Source organism: Pseudomonas sp. SWRI179, assembly GCF_014268705.1.
GTDB classification, from domain to species: domain Bacteria; phylum Pseudomonadota; class Gammaproteobacteria; order Pseudomonadales; family Pseudomonadaceae; genus Aquipseudomonas; species Aquipseudomonas zanjanensis.
The window spans coordinates 25,417-50,703 of sequence record NZ_JABWRA010000042.1; the positions used below are offsets into that span (position 1 = coordinate 25,417).

At 61.8% G+C, this 25,287-nt stretch carries 29 protein-coding genes; 17 read left to right on the top strand and 12 right to left on the bottom strand.

Features of this window, described 5'->3' with window-relative positions; translation table 11 throughout:
• Positions 1-76 precede the first annotated feature (76 nt).
• The 6 genes from pmbA to HU767_RS21495 all read left to right on the top strand — a co-directional run bounded on the left by pmbA (position 77) and on the right by HU767_RS21495 (position 5,452).
• Positions 77-1,423, top strand: a complete 1,347-nt coding sequence (pmbA, locus tag HU767_RS21470) for a metalloprotease PmbA (RefSeq protein WP_186710683.1) — start codon at positions 77-79, stop codon at positions 1,421-1,423.
• A 259-nt stretch (positions 1,424-1,682) separates the two neighbouring features.
• A complete protein-coding gene (locus tag HU767_RS21475; RefSeq protein WP_186730414.1) occupies positions 1,683-2,078 on the top strand; it encodes a FagA protein in 396 nt (131 codons plus the stop codon).
• Positions 2,071-3,447 carry a class II fumarate hydratase gene (locus tag HU767_RS21480; protein WP_186730415.1) on the top strand — a complete coding sequence of 459 codons (1,377 nt, stop codon included), beginning with the start codon at positions 2,071-2,073 and terminating at the stop codon, positions 3,445-3,447. The genes HU767_RS21475 and HU767_RS21480 overlap by 8 nt, the downstream gene beginning before the upstream one ends.
• A gap of 28 nt (positions 3,448-3,475) precedes the next feature.
• On the top strand, positions 3,476-3,916 hold the full coding sequence (locus tag HU767_RS21485) for a hypothetical protein (protein ID WP_186730416.1): 441 nt from the start codon (positions 3,476-3,478) through the stop codon (positions 3,914-3,916).
• 2 nt (positions 3,917-3,918) lie between these two features.
• Entirely contained in the window at positions 3,919-4,542 is a 624-nt protein-coding gene (locus tag HU767_RS21490; protein ID WP_186708752.1) for a superoxide dismutase, read from the top strand.
• Between the two features lie 19 nt (positions 4,543-4,561).
• Positions 4,562-5,452 carry a ZIP family metal transporter gene (locus HU767_RS21495; RefSeq protein WP_186708755.1) on the top strand — a complete coding sequence of 297 codons (891 nt, stop codon included), beginning with the start codon at positions 4,562-4,564 and terminating at the stop codon, positions 5,450-5,452.
• Between the two features lie 169 nt (positions 5,453-5,621).
• On the opposite strand, the gene HU767_RS21500 is transcribed toward HU767_RS21495, so the two are convergent.
• From HU767_RS21500 to HU767_RS21545, 10 genes are all read right to left on the bottom strand, one after another.
• The gene (locus tag HU767_RS21500; protein ID WP_186708757.1) at positions 5,622-5,897 is read right to left on the bottom strand and encodes an HPr family phosphocarrier protein; all 276 of its coding nucleotides are present in this window, start codon (positions 5,895-5,897) and stop codon (positions 5,622-5,624) included.
• A 15-nt stretch (positions 5,898-5,912) separates the two neighbouring features.
• Complete coding sequence (gene rapZ, locus HU767_RS21505; RefSeq protein WP_186708760.1) at positions 5,913-6,770, bottom strand: RNase adapter RapZ; 858 nt, start codon at positions 6,768-6,770, stop codon at positions 5,913-5,915.
• A 2-nt stretch (positions 6,771-6,772) separates the two neighbouring features.
• Positions 6,773-7,237: a PTS IIA-like nitrogen regulatory protein PtsN gene (gene ptsN / locus HU767_RS21510; RefSeq protein WP_186708763.1), complete on the bottom strand. Its 465-nt coding sequence runs from the start codon at positions 7,235-7,237 to the stop codon at positions 6,773-6,775.
• A 12-nt stretch (positions 7,238-7,249) separates the two neighbouring features.
• Positions 7,250-7,558 carry a ribosome-associated translation inhibitor RaiA gene (gene raiA / locus HU767_RS21515; RefSeq protein WP_003178005.1) on the bottom strand — a complete coding sequence of 103 codons (309 nt, stop codon included), beginning with the start codon at positions 7,556-7,558 and terminating at the stop codon, positions 7,250-7,252.
• A gap of 77 nt (positions 7,559-7,635) precedes the next feature.
• Positions 7,636-9,129 (bottom strand): RNA polymerase factor sigma-54, encoded by a 1,494-nt coding sequence (locus HU767_RS21520; RefSeq protein WP_186708766.1) that lies wholly within the window; start codon positions 9,127-9,129, stop codon positions 7,636-7,638.
• Between the two features lie 164 nt (positions 9,130-9,293).
• Positions 9,294-10,019, bottom strand: a complete 726-nt coding sequence (lptB, locus tag HU767_RS21525; RefSeq protein ID WP_018614004.1) for an LPS export ABC transporter ATP-binding protein — start codon at positions 10,017-10,019, stop codon at positions 9,294-9,296.
• Complete coding sequence (lptA, locus tag HU767_RS21530) at positions 10,019-10,564, bottom strand: lipopolysaccharide transport periplasmic protein LptA (protein WP_186708793.1); 546 nt, start codon at positions 10,562-10,564, stop codon at positions 10,019-10,021. The genes lptB and lptA overlap by 1 nt, the downstream gene beginning before the upstream one ends.
• A complete protein-coding gene (gene lptC / locus HU767_RS21535) occupies positions 10,551-11,120 on the bottom strand; it encodes an LPS export ABC transporter periplasmic protein LptC (protein ID WP_186730417.1) in 570 nt (189 codons plus the stop codon). Before lptC ends, lptA begins: the two co-directional genes overlap by 14 nt.
• A 7-nt stretch (positions 11,121-11,127) precedes the next feature.
• Positions 11,128-11,652: an HAD family hydrolase gene (locus HU767_RS21540; protein WP_186708798.1), complete on the bottom strand. Its 525-nt coding sequence runs from the start codon at positions 11,650-11,652 to the stop codon at positions 11,128-11,130.
• Positions 11,653-12,627: a KpsF/GutQ family sugar-phosphate isomerase gene (locus tag HU767_RS21545; RefSeq protein WP_186708801.1), complete on the bottom strand. Its 975-nt coding sequence runs from the start codon at positions 12,625-12,627 to the stop codon at positions 11,653-11,655. It lies immediately after the preceding gene.
• A gap of 272 nt (positions 12,628-12,899) precedes the next feature.
• On the opposite strand from HU767_RS21545, the gene HU767_RS21550 reads away from it, so the two are divergent.
• From HU767_RS21550 to hisC, 10 genes are all read left to right on the top strand, one after another.
• Positions 12,900-13,709, top strand: coding sequence for an ATP-binding cassette domain-containing protein (locus HU767_RS21550; RefSeq protein ID WP_092205009.1), 810 nt, complete (start codon positions 12,900-12,902; stop codon positions 13,707-13,709).
• Positions 13,709-14,506: a lipid asymmetry maintenance ABC transporter permease subunit MlaE gene (mlaE, locus tag HU767_RS21555; protein ID WP_186708834.1), complete on the top strand. Its 798-nt coding sequence runs from the start codon at positions 13,709-13,711 to the stop codon at positions 14,504-14,506. Before HU767_RS21550 ends, mlaE begins: the two co-directional genes overlap by 1 nt.
• On the top strand, positions 14,506-14,973 hold the full coding sequence (gene mlaD, locus HU767_RS21560; RefSeq protein ID WP_003178020.1) for an outer membrane lipid asymmetry maintenance protein MlaD: 468 nt from the start codon (positions 14,506-14,508) through the stop codon (positions 14,971-14,973). The genes mlaE and mlaD overlap by 1 nt, the downstream gene beginning before the upstream one ends.
• An 11-nt stretch (positions 14,974-14,984) precedes the next feature.
• Positions 14,985-15,638, top strand: a complete 654-nt coding sequence (locus HU767_RS21565) for an ABC transporter substrate-binding protein (protein ID WP_092333293.1) — start codon at positions 14,985-14,987, stop codon at positions 15,636-15,638.
• An 8-nt stretch (positions 15,639-15,646) separates the two neighbouring features.
• Positions 15,647-15,952: an STAS domain-containing protein gene (locus HU767_RS21570; protein WP_186730418.1), complete on the top strand. Its 306-nt coding sequence runs from the start codon at positions 15,647-15,649 to the stop codon at positions 15,950-15,952.
• A 115-nt stretch (positions 15,953-16,067) separates the two neighbouring features.
• Positions 16,068-16,307 carry a BolA family protein gene (locus tag HU767_RS21575; RefSeq protein WP_007953556.1) on the top strand — a complete coding sequence of 80 codons (240 nt, stop codon included), beginning with the start codon at positions 16,068-16,070 and terminating at the stop codon, positions 16,305-16,307.
• Between the two features lie 22 nt (positions 16,308-16,329).
• Positions 16,330-17,595 (top strand): UDP-N-acetylglucosamine 1-carboxyvinyltransferase, encoded by a 1,266-nt coding sequence (murA, locus tag HU767_RS21580; RefSeq protein ID WP_186708857.1) that lies wholly within the window; start codon positions 16,330-16,332, stop codon positions 17,593-17,595.
• A 129-nt stretch (positions 17,596-17,724) separates the two neighbouring features.
• Positions 17,725-18,360, top strand: coding sequence for an ATP phosphoribosyltransferase (gene hisG, locus HU767_RS21585; protein ID WP_053118502.1), 636 nt, complete (start codon positions 17,725-17,727; stop codon positions 18,358-18,360).
• Positions 18,361-18,483: 123 nt separating this feature from the next.
• Positions 18,484-19,821 carry a histidinol dehydrogenase gene (gene hisD / locus HU767_RS21590; RefSeq protein ID WP_186708860.1) on the top strand — a complete coding sequence of 446 codons (1,338 nt, stop codon included), beginning with the start codon at positions 18,484-18,486 and terminating at the stop codon, positions 19,819-19,821.
• Position 19,822: 1 nt separating this feature from the next.
• A complete protein-coding gene (hisC, locus tag HU767_RS21595) occupies positions 19,823-20,875 on the top strand; it encodes a histidinol-phosphate transaminase (protein WP_186730419.1) in 1,053 nt (350 codons plus the stop codon).
• A gap of 471 nt (positions 20,876-21,346) precedes the next feature.
• On the opposite strand, the gene HU767_RS21600 is transcribed toward hisC, so the two are convergent.
• On the bottom strand, positions 21,347-23,485 hold the full coding sequence (locus tag HU767_RS21600; protein ID WP_186730420.1) for a methyl-accepting chemotaxis protein: 2,139 nt from the start codon (positions 23,483-23,485) through the stop codon (positions 21,347-21,349).
• Between the two features lie 218 nt (positions 23,486-23,703).
• On the opposite strand from HU767_RS21600, the gene HU767_RS21605 reads away from it, so the two are divergent.
• Complete coding sequence (locus HU767_RS21605) at positions 23,704-24,519, top strand: M48 family metallopeptidase (protein ID WP_186730421.1); 816 nt, start codon at positions 23,704-23,706, stop codon at positions 24,517-24,519.
• Positions 24,520-24,661: 142 nt separating this feature from the next.
• Here the strand turns inward: HU767_RS21605 and HU767_RS21610 are convergent, their stop codons facing one another.
• A complete protein-coding gene (locus HU767_RS21610) occupies positions 24,662-25,246 on the bottom strand; it encodes a TMEM165/GDT1 family protein (RefSeq protein ID WP_186708873.1) in 585 nt (194 codons plus the stop codon).
• Between the last annotated feature and the right edge of the window lie 41 nt (positions 25,247-25,287).

Below are 25,287 nucleotides of genomic sequence, written 5' to 3' on the forward strand. Positions count from 1 at the left end.
AACCAGTCGGGGGCCGCTTGTCCGGCCCGGTCGCTCGATGGCCATCACCGAAAACAGAATTTGAGTGGAGAACACCATGAGTGCAGTTCAAAGCGTCGGCCCGCAAGCATTGCCGGCACTGCAGGAACAGGTCGAGCAGATCCTCGCCGAGGCCAAGCGCCAGGGTGCCAGTGCATGCGAAGTGGCGGTGTCCCTGGAGCAGGGCCTGTCGACGTCGGTACGCCAGCGCGAGGTGGAAACCGTCGAGTTCAATCGCGACCAGGGGTTTGGCATCACCTTGTACGTGGGCCAGCGCAAGGGCTCGGCCAGCACCTCGGCCAGCGGCCCGGACGCCATCCGCGAAACCGTCGCCGCCGCGCTGGCGATTGCCCAGCACACCTCCGAAGACGAAGCTTCGGGCCTGGCCGATGCTGCGCTGATGTGCAAGGAACTGAAGGATTTCGACCTGTTCCACGCCTGGGACATCACCCCAGAGCAGGCCATCGAGCAGGCACTGCGTTGCGAAGCGGCGGCATTCGAGGCCGACAGCCGGATCAAGAACGCCGACGGCACGACGCTCAATACCCACCAGGGCTGCCGGGTCTACGGCAACAGCCACGGTTTCATCGGCGGTTATGCATCGACCCGTCACAGCCTCAGTTGCGTGATGATCGCCGAAGCCGACGGCCAGATGCAGCGCGACTACTGGTACGACGTGAGCCGCCAGGGCACCTTGCTGGCGGACCCGGTGAGCATCGGCCGCAAAGCCGCGCAACGGGCGGCCAGCCGCCTGGGCGCGCGGCCGGTGCCGACCTGCGAAGTGCCGGTGCTGTTTTCGGCCGAGTTGGCCGGTGGACTGTTCGGCAGCTTCTTGTCAGCGGTGTCCGGCGGCAACTTGTACCGCAAGTCGTCGTTCCTCGAGGGCGCGCTGGGCCAGAAGCTGTTCCCGGAATGGATGACCATCGACGAGCGTCCGCACCTGATGCAGGCCATGGGCAGTTCGGCGTTCGATGGCGATGGCCTGGCCACCTATGCCAAGCCGTTCGTGGAAAACGGCGAACTGGTGTCCTACATCCTCGGCACCTATTCGGGCCGTAAGCTCGGCATGCCGAGCACCGCCAATGCCGGTGGCGTGCATAACCTGTTCGTGACCCATGGCGAAGAAGACCAGGCTGCCTTGCTGCGCCGCATGGGTCGGGGCCTGCTGGTGACGGAACTGATGGGCCACGGCCTGAACATGGTCACCGGGGATTATTCCCGTGGCGCGGCGGGTTTCTGGGTCGAGAACGGCGAGATCCAGTTCCCGGTCCAGGAAGTGACCATCGCCGGGAACATGCGCGACATGTTCAAACAGATCGTGGCCGTGGGCAACGATCTGGAATTGCGCAGCAACATCCGCACCGGCTCGGTGCTGATCGAGCGGATGATGGTGGCGGGGAGCTAACGCCTCACCGTGTAAAAAAGGCGCGTCATCCACTGGGGGTGACGCGCCTTTTTTGTGCCCGACGATCCTGTGGCGAGAGCGCTTTTGTGGCGAGGGAGCTTGCTCCCGCTGGGCCGCGAAGCGACCCAAAAATCTTGCGGTCGCTGCGCAACCGAGCGGGAGCAAGCTCCCTCGCCACGATGAATTTGTATCGCTTGCGGTTGTGTTGCTTCTTATTATCATCTAATAATGAATCTCATTCGCCGAGTGAGCCCCGGTCATGAGTTCTGCCCTGCACGAACAACCCTACCTTGAAAGCTGGCGCTGGATGAGTCGCCAGATCCGTTGCGCGATGAACCCGGACGAGCCGCGGCTGATCGAGCATTACCTGGCCGAGGGCCGCTACCTGGCGGGTTGTACCGCCACCTCGCCGTGGATGATTTCCGAAACTGCCTTCCGTTTGCTGCTCGACACCGCCTCGGACGTCGCGCTGCCCTGGCATTGGCGCAGCCTCTGCCTTGACCAGGCCTGGCGACCATTGCGTGACCTCGAACGACAATCACTGTGCCGCTGCCGCCTCAAGCGTTGGCAGCGTCACGCCTGGGCGCTGGCCACCTGTGCCCTGGCGCCGTCGATTCCCCTTATTGAATTGGTGCAAGGATCTCCCGATGAGTAATACCCGTATCGAACGCGACAGCATGGGCGAGTTGCACGTCCCGGTGGACGCTCTCTATGGCGCCCAGACCCAGCGTGCCGTGGAAAACTTCCCGGTCAGCGGCCAGCGGATGCCGACGCAATTCATCCGAGCCCTGATCCTGGCCAAGGCCGCGGCCGCACGGGCCAACGTAGAGCTGGAGCAGATCAGCGCGGCCCAGGGCAAGGCCATCGTCGATGCCGCCCTGGGACTGCTCGAAGGTCGTTACATGGACCATTTCCCGGTGGATATCTTCCAGACCGGCTCCGGCACCAGTTCCAACATGAACGCCAACGAAGTGATCGCCACCCTCGCCAGCGGCCTGCTGGGAGAGACGGTCAACCCGAACGACCACGTCAACTGCGGCCAGAGCAGCAACGACATCATTCCCACCAGCATTCATGTCAGCGCCGCGCTGGCCTTGCATGAGCAACTGCTACCGGCGCTGTTGCACCTGGTGCAGGTGATCGAGCGCAAGGCGAAAGAAGTCCACCCGTTCATCAAGACCGGCCGCACCCATCTGATGGATGCCATGCCGGTGCGCCTGAGCCAGGTGCTCGACGGTTGGGCCCAGCAACTCAAGGCCAATATCGGCCACTTGCAGGACCTGCTGCCGAGCCTGCAATCCCTGGCCCAGGGGGGTACGGCGGTGGGCACTGGGGTCAATGCCCATCCGCGCTTCGCCGAGTTGTTCAGCCAGCAACTGACGCAATTGACCCAGGTGCAATTCACCCCAGGCAAGAACCTGTTCGCCTTGATCGGCTCCCAAGACACCGCCGTGGCGGTTTCCGGGCAGCTCAAGACCACGGCCGTGTCGCTGATGAAAATCGCCAACGACCTGCGCTGGATGAATTCCGGGCCGCTGGCAGGCCTGGGCGAGATCGAACTCGAGGGCTTGCAGCCGGGTTCCTCGATCATGCCCGGCAAGGTCAACCCGGTCATTCCTGAAGCCACCGCGATGGTGGCGGCCCAGGTGATCGGCAACGACACGGTGATCACCATCGCCGGTCAATCGGGCAATTTCGAATTGAACGTGATGCTGCCGATCATTGCCCAGAACCTGCTGAGCAGCATCACCCTGATGTCCAGCGCCAGCCGCTTGCTGGCGGACAAGGCCATCGCCACGTTCAAGGTCAACGAAGCCAGGCTCAAGGAAGCGTTGTCGCGCAACCCGATCCTGGTGACCGCGCTGAACCCGATCATCGGTTACCAGAAGGCCGCTGAAATCGCCAAGAAGGCTTACCAGCAAGGCCGGCCGGTCATCGATGTCGCCCTGGAACACACCGACCTGACGCGCAGCGAACTCGAAGTCCTGCTGGACCCGGAGAAGCTCACCGCTGGCGGCGTGTAACCCCCGACACCTGTGTGGAGGACTCATCATGGAACATTGGAAACGTACGATCGAACGGGCCAATCGCTGTTTCATGCAAGGCGAGCTGGTGGATGCCCGCGAAGCCTACCTGCAAGCCCTGGCGCTGGCCCAAGTGTTGTTCGAGCGTTGGGCGGACGCCGACGAAGCCGTGGCTGCCTGCGTCGTCTCCCACCACAACCTGGCGGACCTTCACCTGCGCTTGAACCAGCCGGAGGAGAGCGCCGAATACTTATGCGCGATCCACCAGCGGTTGTTGCGGACAATGCAGGACGAACGCCTGGCACCGGCCCTGCGCGCCGCTGCGCAACGCCAGAGCCACAAGACCTATGTCGAACTGCTGAATTTCATCAGCGAGCACGGTGAGTACCCGCGTACCCAACGTCTGCTGCACTGCAATGCCACCACGCCCCGGCCGCGCTATGCCCCTCTTCATCATGGAGTTCATTGAACATGGCTTTTACCTTGCCTGCATTGCCTTACGCCTACGACGCCCTGGAACCGCACATCGATGCGCAAACCATGGAGATCCACTACACCAAGCACCACCAGACCTACATCAATAACCTCAACGCGGCGGTGGATGGCACCGAATACGCCGAATGGCCCGTCGAAAAACTGGTGGCCAGCGTGGAGCAGTTGCCACAAAGCCTGAAGGCCGCGGTGATCAACCAGGGCGGTGGTCACGCCAACCATTCGTTGTTCTGGGAGGTGATGACGCCCCAGGGCGGCGGCCAGCCCGAGGGCGCCCTGGCGGCGGCGATCGACGCGCAACTGGGCGGCATCGAGCGTTTCAAGGAAGCCTTCACCAAAGCGGCGTTGACCCGGTTTGGCAGCGGCTGGGCCTGGTTGAGCGTGACCCCGCAAAAGACCCTGGTGGTGGAAAGCAGCGGCAACCAGGACAGTCCCTTGATGAATGGCAACACGCCGATTCTTGGTCTCGACGTTTGGGAGCACGCCTATTACTTGCGCTACCAGAACCGTCGACCTGAATACATCAACGCCTTCTACAACGTGATCAATTGGCCTGAAGTTGCCCGACGCTATCAGGCAGCGCTGGCTTCAAGTCCTTCATGAACACAACCCAAGGCTGATCATGGACACTCAAACACTGGCGATTGGCGGCGGACGGATGTTCCGCTATGCCTTGGGGTCGCTGTTGCTGTTGGCCGGCATGACGTTGTTGGCGGCCCAGGGCCTGGCGTGGCTGGACCTGGAGCCCAAGCTGTTGCGGGCACTTCAAGGCGGAGGGTTGTGCGCTTTGGGCACCGCGCTGGGGGCCGTGCCGGTGCTGGTCATTCGACGCATGCCCCAGGCCGTGAGCGATTCGCTGCTAGGCTTCGGGGCCGGGGTAATGCTCGCCGCCACGGCGTTTTCGCTGATCGTGCCGGGCATTGCCGCGGCCGAGCAACTGGGACTCACGCCTTGGGCCGCCAGCGGTCTTATCTGTTTTGGCATCATGTCGGGGGCGTTCGGGCTGTACCTGGTGGACCGCAAGGTCTCAGCCAGCCCCGAACGGCTGGTCGCAGCGCCAGGACGTCCGGTCATTGCGCCGCGGATCTGGTTGTTCGTGTTCGCCATCATCGCCCACAACATTCCGGAAGGCATGGCGGTGGGCGTGTCAGCAGGCGGCGGCATGCCGGATGCCGACAGCCTGGCAATGGGCATCGCCTTGCAGGATGTCCCCGAAGGGCTGGTGATCGCGCTGGTGCTGGCCGCGGCGGGTATGTCGCGGGTGAAGGCGTTCCTGATTGGCGCCGCGTCCGGGCTGGTCGAGCCCGTGTTCGCGCTGTTGTGCGCCTGGTTGGTGAGCCTGGCCGAGATGCTCTTGCCCCTGGGTCTGGCCTTGGCGGCCGGGGCGATGCTGCTGGTGGTGACCCATGAGGTGATTCCCGAATCCCGTCGCAATGGTTACGAGAAATTGGCGAGCCTGGGATTGCTGGTGGGGTTTTGTCTGATGATGGTGTTGGATACGGCGTTGGCCTGATGCAATCCAGGGACCATGCGTTTGTGCTGTTGTGGCGAGGGAGCTTGCTCCCGCTGGCCTGCGAAGCAGGCCCCGTTGTGTTTTCCTGCTGTGGATTTACGGCTGCTTCGCAGCCGAGCGGGAGCAAGCTCCCTCGCCACAACTAAGCTCGGCTCGAGTCCAGGGGCGGTTATTCGCCTTCGTCAAAGTAGTTGTTGATCAGCGCCACCAGCGCATCCATCGCTTCCTGCGCCTGCTCCCCTTCAGTGCTCAGGTGAATCTTCGTGCCCTTGCCAGCGGCGAGCATCATCATCGCCATGATGCTTTTACCGTCGACGGTGCTCTCGGGCGTACGTCCGACCCTGATGGTGGTATCTGGAAACTTTCCCGCCACACCGACGAATTTTGCCGACGCTCGGGCATGCAAACCCAGCTTGTTGATGATTTCAATTTCCCGAGCAGGCATCGCGATGTGAATCCTTTAGCTGAGGTCGCGGTGGCGAACCTGGACATTCTTCAGGGATTGTTGCAGGAGCTGACCCAGGCGTTCGGTCAGGTAGACGGAGCGGTGATGACCGCCGGTACAGCCGATGGCAATCGTGACGTAGGCGCGATTGCTCGCGGCAAAGCGGGGTAGCCATTTGAGCAGGTAGCTGGAGATGTCCTGGTACATTTCCTCGACGTCCGGCTGTGCGGCCAGGTAGTCGATCACCGGTTGGTCAAGCCCGGACTGCTCGCGCAATTCCGGCTTCCAATAGGGGTTGGGCAGGCAGCGCACATCGAACACCAGGTCGGCGTCCACCGGCATGCCACGCTTGAAACCGAACGACTCCACCAGGAACGCCGTGCCCGGCTCCGGCTGGTTCAGCAGGCGCAGCTTGATCGTGTCACGTAGCTGATACAGGTTCAGGTGCGTGGTGTTGACCTTCAGGTCGGCCAGGTCGGCAATCGGCCCCAGCAGTTGGCTTTCATCCTCGATGGCTTCGGCCAGGGAGCGGTTGGCGTTGCTCAGGGGGTGGCGCCGGCGGGTTTCGGAAAAGCGCTTGAGCAGCGTCTCCTCATCGGCATCCAGGTACAACACATCGCACTGGATATGCCGGCTGCGCACTTCCTCGAGCAGTTCAGGGAAGCGCGACAGGTGGCTCGGCAGATTGCGCGCATCGATGGACACCGCCACCAGCGACTGCGCCAGTTCCGTGTGGATCAGGGCGCGCTCGGCCAGTTCTGGCAGCAGGCCGGCGGGCAGGTTGTCGATGCAATAGTAGCCGCTGTCCTCAAGCACGTTGAGGGCCGTGCTTTTACCGGAGCCGGAGCGGCCACTGACGATGATCATGCGCATGTTTAATGACCGTTCTGCTCGTCCAGGACCACCTGGTACAAAGCTTCGTTACTCGGTGCGCTGCGCAGTTTTTCGCGCACTTCCTTGCGGTCCAGCATGCTGGCAATCTGGCGCAGCAGCTCGAGGTGCGCATCGGTCGCCGCTTCCGGAACCAGCAATACAAACAGCAGGTCGACCGGGGCGCCGTCGATGGCGTCGAAATCTATGGGCGTATCAAGGTGCAACAATGCGCTGATCGGCGCGGCACACCCCTTGAGACGGCAGTGAGGAATGGCGATGCCGTTGCCAAAACCGGTGGAACCGAGTTTTTCACGGGCAACCAGGGCCTCGAAGACGTCCTGCATCACCAGATCAGGCACCTCGCGGTGGATCAGGTTGGCAATTTGTTCGAGGGCTTTCTTTTTACTGCCGCCCGGCGCGTTCACTTGGGAACGGCCGGGGGTCAGGATGGTTTCTAGTCGGATCATGGATTGGGGGGGTTAACGACCGGTAGCGCCCTGGAGGAGGCTCTGGGTCTTTTCCTTATGCTTTTTGAGTTGGCGATCCAGCTTGTCGGTCAGCAGGTCAATCGCGGCATACATGTCTGTGTGCTCTGCGTTGGCAACCACTTCTCCGCCGGGAATATGCAGCGTGGCTTCGATTTTCTGCAGCAGCTTCTCGACGTTCATCGTGACTTGCACGTTGGTGATCTTGTCGAAATGCCTCTCCAATCGGTCGAGTTTTTCGCCGATGTAGGTGCGCAGGGGTTCGGTCACTTCCAGTTGGTGTCCACTGATGTTGACTTGCATACAGCTTCTCCTTCGTTGCCAGTGCATAAAGCGGCAGGCAGAAATGCCTGCCACTGGAACGCTGTGGCGTGGCCTTGTTACATCAACCGCTTGCGCTCGCTCGAAGGCGCGATCCCGAGGGATTCACGGTACTTGGCGACGGTACGGCGGGCCACCTGAATGCCTTGTGCCTCCAGTAAACCAGCGATCTTGCTGTCACTCAACGGCTTTTTCTGATTTTCCGCAGCCACCAGTTTTTTGATGATCGCGCGGATGGCCGTGGACGAGCATTCGCCGCCTTCGGAGGTGCTGACGTGGCTGGAGAAAAAGTATTTCAATTCATAGATGCCCCGGGGGGTATGCATGAATTTCTGGGTGGTCACCCGGGAAATCGTCGATTCGTGCATGCCCACGGCTTCGGCAATGTCATGCAGGACCAACGGTTTCATCGCTTCATCGCCGTACTCCAGGAAGCCGCGCTGATGCTCGACGATCTGGGTGGCAACTTTCATCAATGTTTCGTTGCGGCTTTGCAGGCTCTTGATGAACCAGCGGGCCTCCTGCAGCTGATTGCGCATGAAGGTGTTGTCGGCGCTGGTGTCGGCACGCTTGACGAAGCCAGCGTACTGGGCGTTGACGCGCAGCTTGGGCACCGACTCCTGGTTGAGCTCCACCAGCCAGCGATCATTGTGCTTGCGCACGATCACGTCGGGCACCACGTACTCAGGCTCGGTGGATTCGATCTGCGAGCCGGGGCGCGGGTTGAGGCTCTGCACCAGCTCGATGACCTGGCGCAGCTCATCTTCCTTGAGCTTCATGCGGCGCATCAGTTGGCTGTAGTCGCGACCGCCCAGCAGGTCGATGTAATCGGTGACCAGTCGCTTGGCTTCGGCCAGCCACGGTGTCTTGGCGGACAACTGGCGCAATTGCAGCAACAGGCACTCGCCCAGGTTGCGAGCGCCGATGCCGGCCGGCTCGAACTGCTGGATGCGATGGAGGACGGCTTCGATCTCGTCCAGCTCGATGTCGAGCTCGGGGTCGAAGGCTTCGAGGATCTCCTCGAGGGTCTCGTCCAGGTAGCCCTGGTTGTTGATGCAATCGATCAGGGTCACGGCGATCAGGCGATCGGTGTCGGACATCGGCGCCAGGTTCAGTTGCCACAACAAGTGGCTTTGCAGGCTCTCGCCGGCAGAGGTGCGGGTGGTGAAGTCCCACTCGTCGTCATCGCTGCTTGGCAGGTTGCTGGCGCTGGTCTGGTAGACGTCTTCCCAGGCCGTGTCCACGGGCAGCTCGTTGGGAATGCGTTCGTTCCATTCGCCTTCCTCGAGGTTGTCCACCGTCGGGGCGGCTTCCTGGTAGGACGGTTCCGGGATTTCGGTGTTGGTCTTCTGCTCGACGTTGTCGGCCAGCGGATCGGTGTTATCGAAGTCGTCGCCTTCTTCCTGGCGTTCGAGCATCGGATTGGACTCCAGCGCCTCCTGGATTTCCTGTTGCAGGTCCAGGGTCGACAATTGGAGCAGGCGGATGGCCTGTTGCAGCTGCGGTGTCATCGTCAGCTGCTGGCCCATTCTCAAGACTAGCGATGGTTTCATGGCAGGGGCTTAACACCTTATTCGCCGGCGCACATGCGCCATCCACTACAGGGCGCCGGAGCGCCAAACTTAAGCAAATTATATGCCTGAAACTGAAGTGTTTGCCTAGAGCGTCGCCATAATAAAATTAAACGACGCCCCGGCAATTCGCCAGACATGTGTGCTTACAGGCGGAACTCATGGCCCAGGTACACTTCCTTGACCAGGTCGTTGGCCAGGATCGCAGCGGAGTCACCTTCGGCGATCAACTGGCCGTCATTGACAATGTAGGCGGTTTCGCAGATATCCAGCGTCTCGCGCACGTTGTGGTCGGTGATCAGTACGCCGATGCCCTTGGCCTTGAGGTGATGGATGATCTGCTTGATGTCCCCCACCGAGATCGGGTCCACGCCGGCGAACGGTTCGTCGAGCAGGATGAATTTCGGCGCGGTGGCCAGGGCGCGGGCGATTTCCACGCGACGCCGTTCACCACCAGACAGGCTCATGCCCAGGTTGTCGCGAATGTGGCTGATGTGGAATTCCTGCAACAGGCTTTCCAGCTCCTGGCGACGGCCGGCCTTGTCGAGTTCCTTGCGGGTCTCGAGGATCGCCATGATGTTGTCGGCTACCGACAGTTTGCGGAAGATCGACGCTTCTTGCGGCAAATAGCCGATACCGGCCTTCGCGCGGCCGTGCATCGGCTGGTGGCTGACATCCAGGTCGTCGATCAGTACGCGACCCTGATCGGCCTGGACCAGGCCGACGATCATGTAGAAGCAAGTGGTCTTGCCCGCGCCATTGGGGCCGAGCAGGCCGACGATCTGGCCGCTGTCGATGGACAGGCTGACATCACGCACGACTTGACGGCTCTTGTAGCTCTTGGCCAAGTGCTGAGCTTTCAGAGTTGCCATTACTGGGCCTTCTGCTCGGTTTTCTTTTTAGGCTGGATCACCATGTCGATCCGCGGACGCTGCTCGGTCACCTTGCTGCCGGTGGCGCGACCGGCGCTGGCGAGTTTCTTGTTGGTGTCGTAGACGATTTTCTCGCCTTGGGTGACGTTGTTGTCCTTGTCGACGACCTTGGCGCGGTCGATCAGGACCACGCGATCCTGGGAGGCGTGATATTGGATGGTAACGCCGTAGCCTTGTACCGGCTTGGTGTCGCCCGCGGTTTGCATCTGCTCGAAATAGGCCAGGTTGCCCACCGAGGTCACCACGTCGATATCGCCGGACTGGGTGCGGGTGATGGTCACGGTGTTGCCGGTGACCTTCATCGAGCCTTGGGTGATGATCACGTCGCCTTTATAGGTGGCGACGCCATTCTTGTCGTCGAGTTGCGCGTCGTCGGCCTGGATGCGGATAGGCTGGTCGCGGTCGGTGGGAAGAGCCCAGGCGCTCGCGCTTCCCAGTGCTGCGCCCAGACTGAGCAAAATAGGGAGGGTTTTAGCGAGCTTCATACTGTCCTCTTACGTTCGATAGCAGGTGTATCCTGCTTTCCTTCAAATACGCCTTCATTCCCGTGCCGGTCGATACACCCCCGGCGCCGTCGATTCTAACGGGTTGCTCGGTCTGCGCATATTCTTGCTGCGGGAATACCGTCATGCGTGTGCTGGTGATGATGGTCGCACGGTTTTTTTCGTCGGTCCGGGCGATGCGTACCGAGTCGATCAGTTCCACTTCGGTGCCACCGGAATTGACTTCGGCGTGCTCGCTCTGCACATGCCAGGGAAAATCGGTGCCGCGGAATATGTTCAAGTCCGGCTTGGTGACCAGCGTAATGTCAGTGGCCTTGACGTGGTCGACCTTGTCGGACGTCATCTCATATTGCACTTTGCCGTCGGGCAGGTACTGCAGGGTGTGGGTGTTGGTCGCGTACCAGTCGATCTTTTCCTCGACTTGGGCCGCAGGCTGGTCGAGAAACCGTTCAGGGCTGATGTTCCAATAGCCCACCGCGGCGAAAATCGCCGCGATACAGGCAAACACCACAACGGTGCGAATCTTTTTGCTCAGCATAAATGGCTCACAGGTACGCGGCGTTGGCCGCTTCGAGACGGCCCTGGGCGCGCAGGATCAGTTCACAGAATTCGCGGGCGGCACCTTCGCCGCCTCGTGCCGTGGTGATTCCGTGGGCGTGCTCGCGCACGAAACTGGCCGCGTTGGCGACGGCCATGCCCAGGCCGACCCGGCGAATCACCGGCAGGTCCGGCAGGTCGTCACCGAGATAGGCCACTTGTTCATAGCTTAGGTTGAGTTGGCCCAAGAGTTCGTCCAGCACCACCAGTTTGTCTTCGCGCCCCTGGTAAAGGTGCGGGATGCCGAGGTTCTTCGCGCGCCGCTCGACCACCGGGGTCTTTCGGCCACTGATGATAGCGGTCTGCACGCCGGCGGCCATCAACATCTTGATGCCTTGGCCGTCGAGGGTGTTGAAGGTCTTGAACTCGCTGCCGTCTTCGAGGAAATACAGGCGACCGTCAGTCAGTACGCCGTCCACATCGAACACGGCCAGCTTGATGGCTTGGCCCCGTTGCAACAAATCTGTGTTCATTTACATGACTCCCGCGCGCAGCAAATCGTGCATGTTCAGGGCGCCCACCGGACGGTCTTCGCCATCGACGACGACCAGGGCACTGATTTTGTGGTCTTCCATGATTTTCAGGGCCTCGGCGGCGAGCATCTCGGCACGGGCGGTCTTGCCGTGGGGCGTCATGACTTGCTCGATGGTCGCGCTGTGGATGTCGATGGCGCGGTCCAGGGTGCGGCGCAGGTCGCCGTCGGTAAAGATCCCGGCGAGCTTGCCGTCGGCTTCCAGCACTACCGTCATGCCCAGTCCCTTGCGGGTCATCTCCATGAGCGCGTCCTTGAGCAGCGTGCCGCGCACAACCTGTGGCAATGCCTGGCCGGCGTGCATCACGTTTTCGACTTTCAGCAGCAGGCGACGGCCAAGGGCACCACCGGGATGGGAAAAGGCGAAGTCTTCCGCGGTGAAGCCCCGGGCCTCCAGCAGCGCCACGGCCAGGGCGTCGCCCATGACCAGGGCTGCGGTGGTGGAGGAGGTCGGCGCCAGGTTCAGCGGGCAGGCTTCGTGTTCGACATGAACATTGAGGTTCACTTCGGCGGCCTTGGCCAGCGGCGAGTCCGGGTTGCCGGTCATGCTGATCAACTGGATGCCCAGGCGTTTGATCAACGGCAGCAACGTGATGATTTCATTGGTGGAGCCGGAGTTGGACAAGGCCAGGATGACGTCGTCCCGGGTGATCATGCCCATGTCGCCGTGGCTGGCCTCGGCCGGGTGGACAAAAAAGGCCGTGGTGCCGGTGCTGGCGAGGGTGGCGGCGATCTTGTTGCCGATGTGCCCGGACTTGCCCATGCCGACCACGACCACGCGGCCCTTGCTGGCCAGAATCATCTCGCAGGCGCGTACGAAATCAGCGTCGATATGGGCCAGCAAGCCTTGCACGGCTTCAAGCTCGAGGCGGATGGTACGTTGTGCCGATTGAATCAGGTCGCTGGATTGGTTCATGTCAGAAATCGTATAGCCCGATGAAAAGGCGGCGATTATAGCGGCAATGAACAATTCCCTCACGTAAGTTCGTCATGCTTTGTGCTGGCGGCTGCAAGGTTCGACGTAATATCAGACTTTTTACCTTAAGCCAGGCTTAACGGCGGGGCCGTTGGCCTTGGGCGCTTCGCTGTTGCAGTGATATAGTTCGCCGCCGGTTCGCTGCCGGCGGTAGCGACGCTTGTCGGCTGCCCAAGGCATTCGAATGTGAGGCTGCATCGCAAGGAGTTTAGATGAGTGCCGACAACGCCTACGCGGTCGAGCTGAAGGGACTGTCCTTCAAGCGAGGGACGCGCAGCATTTTCAATGACATCGATATTCGCATACCACGGGGCAAGGTCACCGGCATCATGGGGCCCTCCGGGTGTGGCAAGACCACGCTGCTGCGGCTGATGGGCGCGCAGCTGCGTCCCAGCGCCGGCGAAGTCTGGGTCAATGGCCAGAATCTTCCCCAATTGTCTCGCAGCGACCTGTTCGATGCGCGCAAGCACATGGGGGTGTTGTTCCAGAGCGGCGCGCTGTTCACCGACCTCGATGTGTTCGAGAACGTGGCGTTCCCGCTGCGGGTCCATACCGACCTGCCGGAAGAAATGATCCGCGACATCGTCCTGCTCAAATTGCAGGCCGTCGGGCTGCGCGGCGCCATCGACCTGATGCCGGACGAGCTGTCCGGTGGCATGAAGCGTCGTGTAGCGCTGGCGCGGGCGATTGCCCTCGATCCGAAGATCCTCATGTACGACGAGCCCTTCGTCGGCCAGGATCCGATCGCCATGGGTGTGCTCGTGCGCCTGATCCGCCTGCTTAATGATGCGCTGGGCATCACCAGTATCGTGGTCTCCCACGATTTGGCCGAAACCGCGAGCATTGCCGACTACATCTATGTGGTCGGCGATGGGCAGGTGCTGGGGCAGGGCACGCCGCAGGAACTGGCGGACTCGGACAACCCGCGCATTCGCCAATTCATGAAGGGTGATCCGGACGGGCCGGTGGCGTTCCATTTCCCGGCCACGGATTACCGTACCGATCTGCTGGGGAAGCGCTGATGCGCAAGAAATCACTGTTGGAAAGAATTCGCCTGTTCGGTCGCTCCGGCATCGACGTGGTGGCGGTGCTGGGCCGTTCCTCGCTGTTTTTGATGCACGCCTTGCTCGGTCGCAACTCGACGGGCGGCGGCTTTGGCCTGCTGGTCAAGCAGTTGCACTCGGTGGGCGTGATGTCCCTGGTGATCATCGTCGTCTCCGGGATCTTCATCGGCATGGTGCTGGCACTGCAAGGCTTCAGCATTTTGTCCAGCTACGGTTCGGAGCAGGCGGTCGGGCAGATGGTCGCCCTGACGCTGCTGCGCGAGCTAGGCCCCGTGGTGACCGCGCTGCTGTTCGCCGGGCGGGCCGGTTCGGCGCTGACGGCTGAAATCGGTAACATGAAGTCCACCGAGCAGCTGTCCAGCCTGGAAATGATCGGTGTCGACCCGCTCAAGTACATCGTTGCCCCGCGCCTGTGGGCCGGCTTCATTTCCCTGCCGGTGCTGGCGATGATCTTCAGCGTCGTGGGGATCTGGGGCGGCTCCTGGGTGGCCGTCGACTGGCTGGGGGTCTATGAGGGTTCCTACTGGTCGAACATGCAGAACAGCGTCGATTTCCTCGACGATGTCCTCAATGGCGTGATCAAAAGTGCCGTGTTCGCGTTCGTCGTGACCTGGATCGCCGTGTTTCAAGGCTATGACTGTGAGCCCACTTCAGAGGGGATCAGCCGTGCCACAACCAAGACCGTGGTGTACGCCTCGCTGGCGGTCCTGGGCCTTGACTTTATTCTGACCGCCTTGATGTTTGGAGATTTCTGATGCAAAACCGCACCCTGGAAATCGGTGTCGGCCTTTTCTTGCTGGCTGGCATCCTGGCTTTGTTGCTGCTGGCCCTGCGGGTCAGTGGACTGGCGCCGACGGCAAGCACCGATACTTATAAACTTTATGCCAACTTCGACAATATCGCCGGTTTGACGGTCAGAGCCAAGGTGACCATGGCCGGTGTGACCATCGGCAAGGTCACGGCAATCGATCTGAACCGCGAGGATTTCACCGGTCGGGTGACGCTGCAGTTGGAAAAGCGCGTGGACAACCTGCCGACTGACTCCACTGCATCTATCCTCACGGCTGGGCTGCTGGGCGAGAAGTACATTGGCATCAGCGTGGGTGGAGAGGACACCGTGCTCAAGGACGGTGGCGTCATCCACGACACGCAGTCGTCCCTGGTGCTCGAGGACCTGATCGGTAAATTCCTGCTCAATACCGTTAGCAAAGACGCCAAATGAGGAGCTTTTGAATGATCTCTATCTTGCGACGTAGCCTGTTGGTGCTGCTCGCGGCACTGCCGTTGATGGCCAACGCCGTGGCCGCGCCTTCGGCCCATGACATCATCCAGGACACGACCACCCGGTTGCTGGCGGACCTTGCCGCCAACAAAGAGAAATACAAGCAGGACCCCAGCGCGTTCTATGACGCGCTGAACGGCATCGTCGGCCCTGTGGTGGACGCCGATGGCATCTCCAAGAGCATCATGACCGTCAAGTACTCGCGCAAGGCCACCCCGGCGCAGATGACCCGCTTCCAGGAGAACTTCAAGCGCAGCCTGATGCAGTTCTATGGCAACGCCTTGCTGGAGTACAACAACCAGGGCATCACCGTTTCCCCGGCCAAGGATGAAAGCGGCACTCGCACCAGCGTCGACATGCAGGTCAAGGGCAACAACGGCGCGGTCTACCCGGTGTCCTACACGCTCGAGAAGATCAACGGCGAGTGGAAGGTGCGCAACGTGATCATCAACGGCATCAACATCGGCAAGCTGTTCCGCGATCAGTTCGCCGACGCCATGCAGCGCAATGGCAACGACCTGGACAAGACCATCGACGGTTGGGCCGGTGAAGTCGCCAAGGCCAAGGAAGTGACCGAAGAAGCCAAAGAGAAGCAGGAACAATGATCGAGTCGGTGAGTGAATCGGCCGTTCGTCTGGGCGGGGCCGGTGAGCTGCTGCTCAGCGGCGTGCTGGATTACCGCTCTGGGCCGGCCCTGCGCAAGCAGGGCCAGGCGCTGATCAAGTCCATTGGCGGCGCCGAGGTGGTCATTGACTGCTCGGCGGTGCAGAAGTCCAGCAGTGTCGGCTTGTCGCTGCTGCTGTGTTTCATGCGGGACGCCAAGGCGGCCGGCAAAACGTGGAGCATCCGTGGGATGCCCGAAGACATGCGCGAAATAGCCCAGGTCAGCGAGCTGACCGAGCTGTTGGTGCACCCCTGACCCACATTGTTGGAAAAGCCCCTCTGTCAGAGTCCTGCTTCGCGGGGTTCGCAGGCGCGGGGCTTTTTTGTATGATGTGCGACCCGCGCGCACAGGGCGCCGATTGAGGTTGAGCATGCAGGCTGTAGAAGTGAAGAGCTTCCTTGAAGGAAAGCTGCCTGGTACGCAGGTGGAGGTTGAAGGCGAAGGCTGCAATTTCCAGCTGAACGTAATCAGCGATGAACTGGCGGCGTTGAGTCCAGTGAAGCGTCAGCAGAGCATCTATGCCCATTTGAACCCATGGATCGCCGATGGCAGCATCCACGCGGTCACGATGAAATTTTTCAGCAGCGCGGCCTGGGCCGAGCGCACCTGAGCCCAAGGGCCTCGAGATTCTTATGGATAAACTGATTATTACCGGCGGCGCTCGTCTTGATGGCGAAATCCGTATTTCCGGGGCAAAGAACTCCGCCCTGCCAATCCTGGCCGCGACCCTGCTGTGCGACGGTCCTGTGACTGTAGCCAACCTGCCGCACCTGCACGACATCACCACGATGATCGAGCTGTTCGGCCGCATGGGCATCGAGCCGGTGATCGACGAGAAGCTCAGCGTCGAGATCGACCCACGCACCATCAAGACCTTGATCGCCCCGTACGAGCTGGTGAAAACCATGCGCGCATCGATCCTGGTATTGGGCCCGATGGTCGCCCGTTTCGGTGAAGCCGAAGTCGCCTTGCCTGGCGGTTGCGCCATCGGCTCGCGTCCGGTGGACCTGCACATCCGTGGCCTGGAAGCCATGGGCGCGGTGATCGACGTCGAAGGCGGCTACATCAAGGCCAAGGCGCCGGAAGGTGGCTTGCGCGGTGCACACTTCTTCTTCGACACCGTCAGCGTGACCGGTACCGAGAACATCATGATGGCTGCCGCACTGGCCAAGGGCCGCAGCGTGCTGCAGAACGCCGCCCGGGAGCCTGAAGTGGTCGACCTGGCGAACTTCCTGATCGCCATGGGCGCCAAGATCAGCGGCGCCGGCACCGACACCATCACCATCGATGGCGTCGAGCGCCTGCATTCGGCTACCTACAAGGTGATGCCGGACCGGATCGAAACCGGCACCTACCTGGTGGCCGCTGCCGTCACCGGTGGCCGCGTCAAGGTCAAGGACACCGATCCGACCATCCTCGAAGCCGTCCTGGAAAAACTCAAGGAAGCCGGTGCCGAAGTCACCTGCGGCGAAGACTGGATCGAAGTGAACATGCACGGCAAGCGGCCCAAGGCCGTCAACGTGCGGACCGCGCCGTACCCGGCGTTCCCCACCGATATGCAGGCGCAGTTCATCTCCCTCAACGCCATTGCCGAAGGCACCGGCGCGGTGATCGAGACGATCTTCGAAAACCGCTTCATGCACGTCTATGAACTGCACCGCATGGGCGCCAAGATCCAGGTCGAAGGCAACACCGCCATCGTCACGGGCACCGAGAAGCTCAAGGGTGCGCCAGTCATGGCCACCGACCTGCGGGCTTCGGCCAGCCTGGTCATCTCGGCCCTGGTTGCCGAAGGCGATACCCTGATCGACCGCATCTACCACATCGACCGTGGCTACGAGTGCATCGAAGAAAAACTGCAGATGCTCGGCGCCAAGATCCGCCGCGTACCGGGCTAGTTCCGGCTGCATGGGCACACGGATGTGCCCGTTGAATTCGTTTCAGGTCGAGGGTGTTTGCACCCTCGATGTGTGTCCGGCGCCGCTTGCGACCGGGCATGAGTACCTTGATAAGGACTGACGTTTCCCATGTTGACCATCGCACTGTCCAAGGGCCGCATCCTTGACGACACCCTGCCGCTTCTGGCTGAAGCGGGCATCGTGCCGACCGAGAATCCGGACAAGAGCCGCAAGCTGATCATCCCCACGACCCAGGCCGACGTGCGCTTGCTGATCGTGCGTGCCACCGACGTGCCGACCTACGTGGAACATGGCGCCGCCGACCTGGGCGTCGCCGGCAAGGACGTGCTGATGGAATACGGCGGCCAGGGCCTGTACGAGCCCCTGGACCTGCGGATCGCCCGCTGCAAGCTGATGACCGCCGGTAAAGTCGGCGCGCCGGAGCCCAAGGGGCGTCTGCGGGTGGCGACCAAGTTCGTCAACATCGCCAAGCGTTATTACGCCGAGCAGGGTCGTCAGGTCGATATCATCAAGCTGTACGGTTCGATGGAGCTGGCGCCGCTGATCGGCCTGGCGGACAAGATCATCGACGTGGTCGACACCGGTAACACCCTGCGGGCCAACGGCCTGGAACCCCAGGACTTCATCGCTGACATCACCTCCCGGCTGGTCGTCAACAAGGCGTCGATGAAAATGCAACATGCTCGTATCCAGGCTCTGATCGATACCCTGCGCAAGGCAGTGGAATCGCGACACCGCGGCTGATTCACCTGCGCGACCTTGAGTCGCGCCCGTCTATCCGTGTCATAGCCAATTTTCTCAGGTGCCCACGCGAATGGACTGGTAGCTTAGGGCGCCTGAGCATTTGCCATTAATGAGGCCCTCGCTATGACCGCTCCCACTTCGATTCGCCGACTCAACGCTGCCGACCCGGATTTCGCACATCATCTGGATCATCTGCTGAGCTGGGAAAGTGTGTCTGACGACTCGGTCAATCAGCGGGTGCTGGACATCATCAAGGCCGTGCGCGAGCGTGGCGATGCCGCCCTGGTGGAGTTCACCCAGAAATTCGACGGCCTGCAAGTGGCGTCCATGGCCGACCTGATCCTGCCGCGCGAGCGCCTGGAACTGGCCTTGACCCGGATCACCGTGCCCCAGCGCGAAGCCTTGGAAAAAGCTGCGGCTCGGGTGCGCGATTATCACGAAAGGCAGAAACAGGACTCCTGGAGCTACACCGAAGCGGACGGCACGGTGCTGGGCCAGAAAGTCACGCCGCTGGACCGCGCCGGCCTGTACGTGCCGGGGGGCAAGGCGTCCTATCCGTCCTCGGTGCTGATGAACGCCATTCCGGCCAAGGTCGCCGGCGTGACCGAAGTGGTCATGGTCGTCCCGACCCCGCGGGGTGAGATCAACGAGTTGGTGCTGGCCGCCGCTTGCATCGCTGGCGTGGACCGGGTGTTCACCATCGGCGGTGCCCAGGCCGTGGCGGCGCTGGCCTATGGCACCGAAAGCGTGCCACGGGTGGACAAGGTGGTCGGCCCGGGCAACATCTACGTCGCCACCGCCAAGCGCCACGTGTTTGGCCAGGTTGGCATCGACATGATCGCCGGTCCTTCGGAAATCCTCGTGGTGTGCGACGGCCAGACCGATCCGGACTGGATCGCCATGGACCTGTTTTCCCAGGCCGAGCACGACGAAGACGCCCAGGCGATCCTGGTCAGCCCCGACGCGGAGTTCCTCGACAAGGTTGCCGCCAGCATCGACAAGCTGCTGCCGACCATGGACCGCGCCGAGATCATCAACACGTCGATCAATGGCCGTGGGGCGCTGATCAAGGTCGATGACATGGCGCAGGCCATCGAAGTCGCCAACCGCATCGCGCCGGAACACCTGGAGTTGTCGGTCGCCGACCCGCAGGCCTGGTTGCCGCAGATCCGCCACGCCGGTGCGATCTTCATGGGCCGCCACACCAGCGAGGCCCTGGGTGACTATTGCGCAGGCCCTAACCATGTATTGCCGACGTCCGGCACCGCGCGCTTCTCGTCGCCGCTGGGGGTGTATGACTTCCAGAAACGTTCGTCGATCATCTTCTGCTCCGAGCAGGGTGCCTCCGAACTGGGCAAGACCGCTTCGGTGCTGGCCCGTGGCGAATCGCTGAGCGCCCACGCCCGCAGCGCCGAGTACCGCATTCTTGATGAGCCATCCGTTGAACGGCAGGGGAACTGAAATGAGTAAATTCTGGAGCCCGTTCGTCAAGAACCTGGTGCCCTACGTGCCGGGTGAGCAGCCGAAACTGACCCGATTGGTCAAGCTCAACACCAACGAGAACCCCTACGGCCCATCGCCCAAGGCCCTCGCGGCGATGCAGGCCGAGCTGAACGACAATCTGCGCCTGTATCCGGATCCCAACAGCGACCTGCTGAAAGGCGCCGTGGCCCGCTATTACGGCGTGCAGGGCAACCAGGTGTTCCTGGGTAACGGCTCGGATGAAGTGCTGGCGCACATTTTTCACGGCCTGTTGCAGCACGACCAGCCGCTGTTGTTCCCGGACATCAGCTACAGCTTCTATCCGGTGTATTGCGGCCTGTACGGTATTCAGTTCGAGGCGGTGCCGCTGGATGAGCAATTCCAGATCGACCCGGCCGACTACGCCAAACCCAACGGCGGGATCATTTTCCCCAACCCGAACGCGCCGACCGGCTGCCTGCTGGCGCTGGAGGCGATCGAGAGGATTCTCAAGGCCAGCCCGGATTCGGTGGTCGTGGTGGACGAGGCTTATATCGACTTCGGCGGCGAGACGGCCATCAGCCTGGTGGATCGTTATCCGAACCTGCTGGTGACCCAGACCCTTTCCAAGTCCCGCTCGCTGGCGGGGCTGCGCGTGGGCCTGGCGGTGGGTCATCCGGACCTGATCGAAGCGCTGGAGCGGATCAAGAACAGCTTCAACTCCTACCCGTTGGATCGCCTGGCGAATGTCGGCGGCGCAGCGGCGTTCGATGATCGCGAGCATTTCGACCGGACCTGCCGATGGGTCATCGAACACCGTGAGTGGGTGGTGGATCAATTGGAAGCGAAGGGCTTCGAAGTATTGCCCTCGGCGGCCAACTTCATCTTCGCCCGCCACCCCCGGCACGACGCGGCAGGGCTGGCGGCGAAATTGCGGGAGCAGGGTGTGATCGTGCGGCACTTCAAGCAGGAGCGGATTGCCCAATTCCTGCGGATCAGCATCGGCACGCCGGAGCAGAACCAGGCCCTGATCGAAGCCCTCGGCGAACTCTGAAACCCTGCGCTGAGCCTGTGGAATCTGTGGGAGCAAAGCTTGCTCGCGATGGCGTAGTGTCAGGCACTTCAATGTAGGCTGAACTGACGCATTCGCGAGCAGGCTCGCTCCCACAGTTGTTTTGCGGTGTACACAAGATCTGCACTCCCCCGCAAATCCCTCCTGTGGGAGCGGGCTTGCTCGCGAAGGCGTAGTGTCAGTCACTTCGATGCTGGCTGAACTGACGCATTCGCGAGCAAGCCCGCTCCCACAGTTGTTTTGTGGTGTTCACAGGATCTGCGTACCGCCGCAAATCCCTCCTGTGGGAGCGGGCTTGCTCGCGAAGGCGTAGTGTCAGGCACTTCAATGTAGGCTGAACTGACGCCTTCGCGAGCAAGCCCGCTCCTACAGTTGTTTTGCGGTGTACACAAAATCTGCGTACCGCCGCAAATCCCTTGTGGGAGCGAGCCTGCTCGCGATGGGGCCTTTGGATCAGACCCTGAACTGGTTGATCAGCCGCCGCTGCTGCTCTGCCAGTTTGGTCAGGCCGGCGCTGGCCGCGCTGGATTCGTCGGCACCGCTGGCCACTTCGTTTGCCACTTGCCCGATGTTGATCACGTTGCGGTTGATGTCGTCGGCCACGGCGCTCTGTTCCTCGGCAGCGCTGGCGATCTGGGTGTTCATGTCGTTGATCACCGACACCGCCTGGGTAATCGTTTCCAAGGCCTGGGCCGCTTTCGCCGCATGCTGCACGCTTTCATCGGTACGATGCTGGCTGTCTTCCATCACCCGAACCACATCCCGGGTGCCTTGTTGCAGTTGCTGGATCATTGCCTGGATTTCTTCAGTCGCCTGCTGGGTCTTCTGCGCCAGGTTGCGCACTTCATCGGCGACCACCGCGAAACCACGGCCCTGTTCACCGGCCCGGGCGGCTTCGATGGCTGCGTTGAGGGCCAACAGGTTGGTCTGCTCGGCGATCCCGCGGATGGCGGTGAGGATCGCATTGATGTTCTCGCTGTCCTTGGCCAGGGTCTGCACCACACCCACCGCCTTGCCGATTTCCACGGCCAGGGCGCCAATGGAGGTGGAAGTGTCCCGCACGATCTGCATGCCCTGGCTGGCGGCCTGGTCCGCATGACTGGCCGCCTGGGCCGCCTGGGTCGCGTTACGGGCCACGTCCTGGGCAGTGGCGGTCATTTCGTGCACGGCCGTGGCGACCTGATCGATCTCCGTCATCTGCTTGTGCACGCCCTGGTTGGTACGGATCGCGATGTCAGCGGTGTGCTCCGATGAATCGCTGACACTCTGCACCGAGGTCACCACCTGGGTGATCATGCCCTGCAACTTGCTCAGGAAGGTGTTGAAGCCCCTGGCGATCGCGCCCAGTTCGTCGGCGCGGTCGCTCACCAGGCGACGGGTCAGGTCGCCTTCGCCCTGGGCGATGTCATCGAGCATCGCCACCATTTGCTTGAGTGGCCGGGCGATGCCGTGGCCCACCAGCCAGATCACCAGCAGACCGATCCCGGCAATCACCAGGCCCACCATCGCCATGCCGAAGATATCGGTCTGGCGCCGATGGTCGAGGTCTTGCTGCAAGGCTTGCAGGTCGGCCATGACCGCGCTCAGCGGCAGTTGCAGCATCAGCGTCCAGCGGGCGTTGGTCTCGCCGATGCCGAACGGCATGTACACCTCGATATGCCCATGGGCTTCGTCGATGTCGTAGCGCACTTCGCCGACGCCCAGTTTGGTCAGGTTATCCAGTTCGTTGGCGTCCAGCAGGTCGCTGGCCTTTTCCCCGAGTTTGCTCGGGTCCTTGGTGAAGGCCACCAGCCGGTTGTTGCTTGAGAGCAAGGCCATTTCCCCGGCGCCGTCGTACAGCTTGCCATCGGCGGCCACGAGCATGTCCTGGATGAAATTCACCGACAGGTCGGCACCGACGATGCCCTGGAACTTGCCCTCGATCATGATCGGTTCGATGAACGAGGCGAGCATGGTCATCGTGCTGCCGACGCGGTAGGGCGCCGGGTCGATCACGCAGGCTTTCTTGCTGTCCTGGGAGCACAGGTAGTACTCACTGGCGCGAATGCCGGTGGAGAGCAGTTTTTGATCGGTCACATCGGCGAGCTTTTCCAGGCCCAGGGAGCCGTCCTGGTTGCGAAACCACCAAGGCAGGAAACGCCCGTTGGTTTCCATGCCCAGCACCGGGCTGTCCACGTAATTGGCGTCGTCGTGGTCGATGGCATTCGGCTCCCAGGCGATGTAGGCGCCGAGGATTTTCGGGTTGCGTACGACGGTTTCGCGCAGCAGGCTGATCATCTGCTCGCGGGGCACCTTCAGTTGCGGGTTGCCGTCCGCGCCGTTCATGCCCATCAAGGCATTCGGGGTGGCCAGGCCGCGGGCGAGCAACAGCGGGGCTTCCAGTTCCCGCTGGATCAGGCTGGCCTGGGTGCGCGCCAAGGCACTGAGGCGTTGTTCGATGAGTTGTTCGAACTGCGCCTTGGTTCGCTGTTGCACCATCTCCTGGGTGCGGGCACCGGCAAACAGCGCGTACAGCACAAGGGCGCCGACCACGCTGAGCACGATGGCACCGGCCAGGGCGGCCACGGAAAACTGGATCGATCTGAATTTCATAAAGACTCCGGACGCGGAAATGACGTCTGGGATCTTTATCGGCGTTTCCGTGGCGCGGCATGAGGCGCTGTTCGTCGGGTGACTGTTTTGGCTAGGTGGGTGTCGCAAATGGGCGCGGTGGTTCTGTCCAAAAAAACCGTAATCCCCTCGCTGTGTATCTGGCGCCGATACAAATCAAGGCCTAGGATACGCCCACGTTTCCAGGGAGCTTCTTTTACATGAACAAGACATTGATGGTGAGTGCTCTGAGCGCGGCGCTGCTGCTCGCCGGTTGCCAGTCGGTCAATACCACCAGCGGCGGAGCCGTGGGTGTGGAGCGCAAGCAGTACATGTTCAGCATGCTGTCGACCGACCAGGTCAACCAGATGTATGCCCAGTCCTATCAAAAGACGATGGGCGAGGCGAGTGCCCAGGGCGTGTTGGACAAGACCAGCAGCGATGCCAAGCGCGTCCAGGCCATCTCCAGTCGACTGATCGCCCAGGCGCCGGTGTTCCGTCCGGATTCGGCGCAATGGAACTGGGAAGTGAACCTGATCAAGAGCGACGAGCTCAACGCCAGCTGCGGCCCTGGTGGGAAAATCATTTTCTACACCGGCTTGATCAATCAGCTGAAGCTCACCGACGATGAGATCGCCGCGATCATCGGTCATGAAATCGCCCACGCCCTGCGCGAGCACGGGCGCGAAGCGATGTCCAAGGCCTACGGCATCGAAATGGCCAAGCAGGGCGCCGGTGCCTTGTTCGGCCTCGGCCAGGACAGCCTGGCCTTGGCCGACACCGTCGCCAACTACGGCATGACCTTGCCCAACAGCCGTGGCAACGAGAACGAAGCCGACCTGATCGGCCTCGAACTGGCCGCCCGCGCCGGCTATAACCCGAACGCCGCGATCACCTTGTGGAACAAGATGGCCAAGGCGTCGGAAGGCGCGCCACCGGAATTCATGAGCACCCACCCGTCGTCGGGCAGCCGTATCGCTTCGTTGCAGGCGGCGATTCCGAAGGTGATGCCGCTGTATCAGCAGGCCAAGAAGTAACCACCGTCATGTGGTGAAACTGTTTTTTGTGGCGAGGGAGCTTGCTCCCGCTGGGCCGGTCCGACGCCTCGGGCGAAGCGGCCCCAAAAGCTTGCGGTCGCTGCGCAACCGAGCGGGAGCAAGCTCCCTCGCCACAACAGCCTCAAACCCACCCACTGCTCTGCATCGCCTTGTACACCGCCACGATCGCCAGGACGAAGAACGCCGAGGCGGCCAGGCGGCGGATCAGGGTCAGGGGTAGCTTCTCGGCGGCGAAATTGCCCGCCAGGACCACTGGCACGTTGGCAATCAACATGCCCACGGTGGTGCCGATGATCACCAGCCACAGCTCCGGGTATTGCGCGGCGAGCATCACCGTGGCGATCTGGGTCTTGTCGCCGATTTCCGCCAGGAAGAACGCAATCAGCGTGGTCAGGAACGGTCCGAACTTACGGGCCGTGTTGGCTTCTTCATCGTCCAGTTTGTCCGGGACCAGGGTCCACAGTGCCGTGGCCGCGAAGCTGGCCGCCAGTATCCAGTGCAGGACCGCGTCGGAGAAAAAACCGCTGACCCAGGCGCCGACCGCGCCGGCCGCCGCATGGTTGGCCAGGGTCGCGGCAACGATGCCAGCGATGATCGGCCAGGGTTTGCGAAAGCGTGCCGCCAGGATGAGCGCGAGCAATTGCGTCTTGTCGCCGATTTCGGCCAGCGCAACGATCGCCGTGGGTACCAGGAGTGAGTCCAGCATCAGGGAATTCCTAAAGGGGCGGGTCGACACGGCTATGACAC